This window comes from Sporomusa sp. GT1 (assembly GCF_014634905.1).
Lineage (GTDB): Bacteria > Bacillota > Negativicutes > Sporomusales > Sporomusaceae > Sporomusa > Sporomusa sphaeroides.
The window spans coordinates 1-7,989 of sequence record NZ_BMBX01000048.1 but is presented as its reverse complement, the minus strand read 5'-3'; the positions used below and the strand labels follow the sequence as shown (position 1 = coordinate 7,989).

6 protein-coding genes and 1 riboswitch are annotated in these 7,989 nt (G+C 45.9%); of the genes, 5 read left to right on the top strand and 1 reads right to left on the bottom strand.

Annotated features, from left to right (window positions below):
• The first annotated feature begins 84 nt into the window (after nt 1-84).
• The 4 genes from GT1_RS21555 to GT1_RS21540 all read left to right on the top strand — a co-directional run bounded on the left by GT1_RS21555 (nt 85) and on the right by GT1_RS21540 (nt 4,136).
• A complete protein-coding gene (locus GT1_RS21555; RefSeq protein ID WP_188400446.1) occupies nt 85-1,095 on the top strand; it encodes a methyltransferase in 1,011 nt (336 codons plus the stop codon).
• A 40-nt stretch (nt 1,096-1,135) separates the two neighbouring features.
• Nucleotides 1,136-3,094, top strand: a complete 1,959-nt coding sequence (locus tag GT1_RS21550) for a TonB-dependent siderophore receptor (RefSeq protein WP_223226436.1) — start codon at nt 1,136-1,138, stop codon at nt 3,092-3,094.
• Complete coding sequence (locus tag GT1_RS21545; RefSeq protein ID WP_223226435.1) at nt 3,091-3,624, top strand: ECF transporter S component; 534 nt, start codon at nt 3,091-3,093, stop codon at nt 3,622-3,624. Before GT1_RS21550 ends, GT1_RS21545 begins: the two co-directional genes overlap by 4 nt.
• Nucleotides 3,625-3,803: 179 nt before the next feature.
• Nucleotides 3,804-4,136: a hypothetical protein gene (locus GT1_RS21540; RefSeq protein WP_188400444.1), complete on the top strand. Its 333-nt coding sequence runs from the start codon at nt 3,804-3,806 to the stop codon at nt 4,134-4,136.
• Between the two features lie 163 nt (nt 4,137-4,299).
• Here the strand turns inward: GT1_RS21540 and GT1_RS21535 are convergent, their stop codons facing one another.
• Nucleotides 4,300-5,139, bottom strand: coding sequence for a MerR family transcriptional regulator (locus GT1_RS21535; protein WP_188400443.1), 840 nt, complete (start codon nt 5,137-5,139; stop codon nt 4,300-4,302).
• A 416-nt stretch (nt 5,140-5,555) separates the two neighbouring features.
• Nucleotides 5,556-5,737: riboswitch (cobalamin riboswitch) on the top strand.
• A 191-nt stretch (nt 5,738-5,928) separates the two neighbouring features.
• Here GT1_RS21535 and GT1_RS21530 point away from each other — a divergent pair.
• Complete coding sequence (locus GT1_RS21530) at nt 5,929-7,899, top strand: TonB-dependent siderophore receptor (RefSeq protein WP_188400442.1); 1,971 nt, start codon at nt 5,929-5,931, stop codon at nt 7,897-7,899.
• Nucleotides 7,900-7,989 lie beyond the last annotated feature (90 nt).

Sequence of the window (7,989 nt, the reverse complement as noted above, 5' to 3'; positions counted from 1 at the left end):
TGGGTTCGACATATTCAAAGTAAAATGCTGTGAGATATCGAGTAAATCAAAGATATCGAGAGTTTATTAAGGGAGGTTATATGTATGAAAAATCCAGGTCAGAATCCGGGGATGCTCTACCGGATGACGCAGCAGTTCAAGGAGGCTCAGTTGTTATTTGCCGGTATAGAACTTGACGTCTTTTCGTATTTGCAGGAAGAAGCGGAAGCCGGTGTGGTCGCCGCGCAGACCGGATATGATGCCCGCAATCTCGCTTTGTTTTTAAACAGTCTGGCGGCAATCGGCCTGCTCAAAAAGAACGGGGAGTATTTTCAGAATACCCCGGTGGCCGAGGCGTTTCTAAACAGGAACAGTTCCTTTTATCTGGGCGAATATCTGGTTTTTTGGAATGAAATGACCAGTCTGCACCGGGTGGCAGAGCAGGTGCGTATGGGGCCTGACGCCGGTACTCAGCAGCATAATCAGGGCGGCAGGGTTTATAATTTCCGGGAGCTGGCCAGGTTGTCGGCCACAGAAATATATACCGGACGGGTGCAATCGTTTTTGCAGGCCATCCGGGGCGTATTTTTGCCGGATAGCGCCTTGCAGCTGCTGGATCTGGGCGGCGGTTCCGGCATGATGGCGATAGAGTGCGCCGCACATTTCCCGCAGGCATCGGGGGTAATTTTTGAGCATCCCCTGGTTGCCGACATCCCGGAACAGTTTGTCAAGGAGCGGGGGCTGGCGGACCGCTTAGCGGTTTGGCGCGGGGATTTTACGACAGATGACATCGGGACAGGCTACGACCTGATTATTGCTTCCGGTGTTCTGGATTTTGCCAGCGCCGATTTGCCGGGAATGGCCGCCCGGATTGCGCGGGCGCTAAAGCCTCATGGTTATTTGTATCTGGTCAGCCACCAGGTCAGCGCGGATTTCCTTACTCCCAAGGAGTCGATCGTCAACTGGCTGTCCAGCCATCTGGACGGGCTGAATCTGCTGCAGAGCCGGCAGAGTATTGACGCCGCGCTGGCTGCCGCCGGTCTGACAAAAATGAGCCAGCAAGCGCAGGCGGGGGTGATCTCCGGGTTGGTCGGCGAGCTGTATCATTTTGCCTAAATGACGGGTAATGACACAAGACAGGTTTGGAGGGATTGTATTGATTAAGGAACGCAAGATTATTCCGGCGCTGCTGGCTACATGGCTGATTGCGGCGCAGGCCTTTGCCGCTACCAGTGGAGAGACTGGGGAGGTCCCGGCTTTTGTTCTGGAGGAAATGGTGGTTACGGCCACTAAAACACCGGTAGCGGTACGGGAGGTTTCGGCTGATGTTGCTGTTATCACCCAAGAGGAGATTAAGGATCAAAATGCCCGCACGCTGCGGGATATCATCGGTTCGGCAGCCGGTGTGGGCATTATGCGGGCTAACGGACGGGCGGCGTTGTCCATACGCGGCTTTGATTCCCGCTATTCTATGATCCTGATGGACGGCAGGAGAATTCCGGCTGAGCCGGATGCCAATTATGAGCTGGACCGGATTTCACTGGATAATGTGGAACGGATTGAGATTGTCAGAGGGCCGGTTACCTCGCTTTATGGCGCCGACGCCCTCGGGGGTGTTGTCAATATCATCACCGAAGCATCGACGCAGCAAGCTTGGAATTTTGATCTGGATCAGGGATTGTGGACAGATAAGGGCGACCGGCAGGAACGCTATGCATTTTCCTATGATTCGGGCCGGCAGCATAAGCTGAGTGTTTTTCTTGCCGGCAATTATACAGATACTGCTCAGTCGCTTAAAAGTGACGGAACTAGCTTTTTGCCCTTTGGCGAGCGTAAGAACATTGCCGGCCGGGTGGATTATTTTCCCCGTGACGGGGAGTTGATTTCCCTGAGTGCCTCGTACATGGAGGAAAAACAGGAGGAATACGCTTCGATGCAATCGTTGATGGGGACTCTGGCCACAGCAGTCCGGGATGACAACAACCGCACATATTACGGCGTCAGCTACAAAAAAACGCTGACAAACGGCGAGTTGTTTGTTAACGCCTACCAGACTATCTGGGATAAGTACAATGATACAGTTAACCGCGGCAACGGCCTGTATTTGAATTCGGTTTACGGCTATTACCGGATAGCGGGAATCGAGGCCAGGGTCAGCAAAGCGGCGGGACCTGACCACCGCCTGACCATTGGCGGTGAGTTCCGGCCGGAGCTGTACCGCGGGACCGGTATCCGGACAGGCCGGGGTACTTTCACCAAAACCTTTCATGGCAAAACCTATCAGGGCTCGGAGGTAAAAACCGATTATTCGGCGCTGTATGTGCAGGATGAGTGGGATATGGCTCCCAAGCTGTCTGTGACGACAGCCGCCCGCTATGACGGCAGCGACCGGTTCGCGGATAAGGTGAGCCCCAAGCTGGGCTTAACCTACAGGCCGGAGCCTGGCTGGCGTATTAAAGCAAATACCGGCAAAGGCTACCGTGTCCCTTCCCCGAATCAATTGTTTCTGGATTTAAATGTAGTCCGCAACGGCGCGCTGGTCAAGCTTGCCGGCAACAACGACCTGAAGCCGGAAAGCTCTACTTTCTACGATTTGGCTGTTGAACGGGACTGGAGCCAGGCAACCGGCAAGCTGACCTTCTTTTCCAGCAAGGTCAGGGATATGATTGACGAGGCGTGGGTCAGCGCCGCCCATATTGAGTATCAGAATATCGGCAGGGCCAGCCTGCGCGGGCTGGAAGGCGAAATCACTTGTCCGCTCACTGACAGGCTGAGCTGGTCGGGAAACTATACTTATCTGGACGCCGGCAATGATCTGACCGGCACCCGGTTATTCAACCGGGCGCGTCACAAGGTATCCTCCCGCTTTTCCTATCGGCCGGAGCCGGACTTGAGTGCCAGCATCTGGGTGGATGCTTACCGGGATTATTTGTTTCAGCAAAGCTCGGGCAGCGGGGTAAATAAATCGTTTGCTGTTTGGAATATGAATGTTACAAAAAAAATTAACGAACACCAAACTATAGCGGTGGGGGTGGACAACCTTTTCAATCATCAGGATGAGGAGCTTTCACTGCCGGGTACCTTTGTCCATATGAATGTCAGGTTTACCCTGTGACCGGCCGGCGGGAAATGGAGCGGCATACGATTGTCCGGGGGGCCTTGCTGCTGGCACTTATGATTCTGCTGCAGTCGCTGCGGCTGCTGGTGCCAGTGCCGCCCTTTGTATCCATGTTTGTCATCGGCAGCGCGGTTAATGCCTGCCTATTGCTGGCCGCCATGACCGCCGGGCTGAGGGCCGGGTTCATTATTGCCTGCCTGGCGCCGGTTATCGCCTATTTTCAGCAGGCCTTGCCTTTGCCGGTCTTTATTCTGCCGGTGGCTGTCACTAATATTGTGTATATCCTGCTGTATGAAGCCGGCCGGAGACACCATTTGTGGCTGGCGGTACTGCTGGCGTCTGTTGGACGAATGGCCGCCTTATATTTTTCTGCCGCCTGGATTTTCAGCTTTATTTCCCTGCCTGCCGGACAGGCTTTTTTTCTCAAGACGGCAATGAGCTGGCCACAGCTGGTTACCGGCCTTGCCGGAGGTGTTCTGTGTCATTGGCTGTATAAACGCCTGCCTGCAGCCGGTAAAGCGAGATAAAGCCATTAGTGGGACAAGGGGACAGGTCCCTTGTCCCACTTCAACTATATCATGTGAGATATGGAGACTGTGTTTATGTATTTGTTGTGAAACAACGACTTTTGAAGAATAGCTTGACTATATGACCGCTATATAGAGTAAAGTAGACAGAAAAGCTATATTTTAAGGAGGTGAAAATAATGAGTACGGAAAGAAAGCATCCTGAGTATCAAATTCCTAATGAACCGCATGCCAAGCATCGTTATGAAAGTGCACTAAAGCATGTTCAACTGGCGCGAGAAGCCGGGAAAACTTCGGAAGAAATTCATGAGGTTTTTCGCAAAGTAATGAATTTCGACTCTAAAAATATCGAAAATATTTCTCAAGATGAAGCACACAAAAAATACCGTACCGCAGTGATTCATGCCCGGAAGGCGTTAGAAAACGGCAAAACTTCTGAAGAAGCTCATGAAATATACCGGAATATTCTCTCGGGAAATACGGCAGGAAAATGTCATCACAAAGTGGATTAACTGGTGGTAAGCTTACGCCAGGCTATGAAAGCTATGAGTCCGGGAAGGCTTAGGCAATGATGATCCAGTTCAGGGAGCACGAAATGCCTGAGTATACCCTAAATGATGGAAAAGGCGGAATTGAGCTTAGTTAAAGAAACTGAGCCCAATTCCGCCTTTTGTTTTAGCAGGTGGTGTACTCCACCTGAAAAGAGATTTGATTGATATATGTTTTTGTATCGGTAGTAAGCCAGTGGTTTTTCAGCGGGAAAACATATACATTACTGACAATCTGCAAGGCATTGCGCTGCACAAAATCGAGGATTTCCTTATATACGGAAGCTACTTGTTGGTAATAAGTTCCTTGGAAGCGTATGGTGAGATATAATCCCTCCGGACGGACAAAGCAGTGTTTCTTAGGAATGGAATGAGAAACCGGCGTAAAATATTGTATTGTTTTATTGAATTTTTCTGCAAAAAAATCATCTTTATCTATGATCCAGCCGGTAGTAAATTCCTTGAAGTGTTTTTTGGAGAAGGCAGTCTGATTATGTTTGGACAGAAGCCTGAACCGTTCCCGCAAAGACATGGTTTCGGTTAAAGTTTCACTGACAAATAGAATTTTTTCTTTCTGAAAGTTTACTTGAATTTGATTGAACCGGGTTTTGCGTATTTTTTCTATTGTTTGTAAAGATAAATGTAAACTCTTTTTGATGTTTAGTGTATCTTCTATAATTTTATTGCATTCTTTTTCTTTCGCCAGTAATATCTGTTCGAAATTATCAACATTGCGGTTTTGCAGATAATTCTTTATGCCCTGAATGGAAATATTCAATTTCCTCATATTTAGAATAATTTCCAGCAAGAGATATTGAGAAACCGAGTAATAGCGATAGCCGTTTTCGCTGACATAGGCTGGAACTAATAGTCCGTGTTTGTCGTAATAAAGCAAGGTTTGCTTGGGAATAGCATAGAGAGAGGCCAATTCACCGGCGGTAATATAGTTTTCTTTGTTAATTGTCATATGTCGTATTCTCCTACGCTTATTACATATAGGAATCCAGGTGCATAAAACAATGGTTGAACATAAAAACTTCTTTTATCCTCATTATTAATGATGAATTGGGTTTGTGTCAAGAAAGGTTAGTTTTTATTTATATGGTTTGAAGGAATACGCTGAAAGGAGCGGAGATCTGGTTAACTACGTGGCTCACAGCTGCTAATGGGATGCTACCGGCAATGTTACCATTTGGAAAACGGGATGGTAAAAGTGGTCAGGCCTGGGAAAAAAGACTTGACTATATGACCGGTATATAGTTTACCCTTATAATCCAGAGTAAATTTTGACATATATCTTCTAAAAACGACGATTTTTGATAATGTTTGCTAAAATGGTGAAGTGAAGTTGTATATTGAGTTAAGTGTTTTTCTATGATGTGAATTGAATATTGCTAGACAGGTGCCCTGTAAAGGGCTTAATAGGGAAGTCCGGTGCAAGACCGGCGCGGTCCCGCCACTGTAATGGGGAGCAAACCAAAATACCACTGGGATGAGAGTCCTGGGAAGGTTTGGGAGAGCTATGATCCAGAGCCAGGAGAACTGCCTGTCTAAAGATCGCCGTTTTACCCACGAGTGATGGGGAGGAGATTACAGTTACATTAGCTTATTTGGAATATATTCCAGGTGAGTTTTGTTGTCTTGCTGAATTTGCTCCTGGTTCTAGACCAGGAGTTTTTATTTGGCTGTTGCTGTAGAATCCTCCCGGCTGTTATGGCCGGGAGTTTTTTATTTTATTATGAAAGGAAGAATGAGGATGAAAAAGAAAAGCGTTCTGAAAAAGCGTATGTTAGTCACGGCCATCATTACCGGCTTATGCTGTGGGGGAGGGCCGGCAGCTTTGGCTGCCGGTGCAGTGGAGGATTTTACCCTTGACTCGATAATTGTAACGGCTACCCGTTCTGAAAAACCTGATGTTGAGGTTCCCGCATCTACTACCATTTTGACGAATCAAGATTTGAAAAATACCGGTGCTGAGAATATACAAATGGCTTTGCAAAAAATCTCCGGTATTGCCTATACTACTTTTGGACCTAATGGAAATCCCTATTCTACTATGTCCAATCCAATTATTATCCGCGGCGTAAGTAATGGTACGTTGGTATTAGTAAATGGAGTCCCGATTAATATGTCCGGCAGCTACTATTTGGATTCCATTCCGGTGGAAAATGTTGAACGGGTGGAAATTGTGAAAAGCGGCGGCGCGGTTTTGTATGGCAGTGAAGCCATGGGCGGCGTTATCAATATTATTATGAAAAAGCAATTTGAGAATACGGTATCGACAGGTTTTGGCAATTATGGACAGCGAAATCACAATGCAACCTTTAATATGGGGAAATTGAATCTGAGCTACAGTAAGACAAGGTGGGGCAAACTGGATAAAATTTCAGCCACTGAGGGTACTGCCGGGGGCAGAACGACTACCTTTAAGGGTTCTGATAAAGACAGTGTATCAGTAGAATATAATTTTAATGATAAGTTATCGCTTTCGTATAATTATATGGACAATGAAAATGGCTATCAGACCTGGTTTGGCGATAACTGGAGAAAACTAAAGGATGCGCAAGCAGGCGATTTACAAAATGATAAAACCTATAAAAACAAGTATAATATAGCGCAGCTTAGATATAGTGATGAAAATGTAAAAGCCAGTCTGTATTATAATCACAATAAGCCGACTACAAGAGGGTTTGAATATTACAAGAGTGACGGAACTCTAAATTACGTCCGTGATAAAACCGATCAAAAGGACAGGACTTATGGGATTGACGCCCAGAAACATTGGCAGATCAATGACAGGGCCAATGCTATTTTCGGATTTAATTATAAGAATGAATATTTTAACCAGGTTAAATACACTACTAAGGCTAGGATGGAGCAGGAAAGAAAGGTTTTTGGTGTTTATGGGCAATGGGAACAAAAGCTCAATGATGTAAATACTTTTATTTTAAGTGCCCGCGAAACCTGGACTGCCGGTGCTGAGAAGGATGCAGATTACAGCAATTTTAGCGCTTCCGGACAATTTATTCATAAACTGGGCGAAAAGGATAATATATATGCCAGTGTCAGTCAGTCGTTTATTTTACCTACCTTTAGCCAAATGTACGGCAGTACATATGATCTGTTGCCGGCACCGGAATTAAAACCACAAACCGGTATCAATTATGAAATTGGCTGGAAAAAAGTAGACGGCGGCCATAGTTGGAAGGCTGCAGTATATCATATTGATATTAAAGATAATATTAGTGCAACATGGAATAAGGACACAGGAATAACAAAATATAAAAATGAAGATTTTAAAAACACTGGTGTTGAGTTAACTTGTGATATAAGCGGGGAGAATGGCTGGTCGTATAATTGGGGAATTAATTATGGAGATCCTAAAGTAAAAGCTGAAGGTAATAATAGTACCAAAAATTATTGGGACAGAAAATATGGACGCTTGCAGTTGACCGGAGGAGTAACTTATCAAAAAGATAAATGGAGCACAAGCTTGAGCGGGACATATTTAACAGAACGTGTCGGCACACCCTCTAATCAACACTCCTGGGCAATAAAACCATATTTACTGACTAGCTTGAGCACTACTTACAAAATGGATGAAAACAATGAAGCTTCTTTGACTGTAGACAATCTGTTGGATAGAAACGATATTGTAAACCATACGGGAACGAATTATTACGCAACCCCGTTAAATTTCTTATTAACTTTTAAACATAAATATTAAATTTATGCAGGAATGGGACAAGGGACCTGTCAGACTGTGTGAAAAGTGCATTTAAAAATTATATGAAATTACAAATATGTTAAAATATAG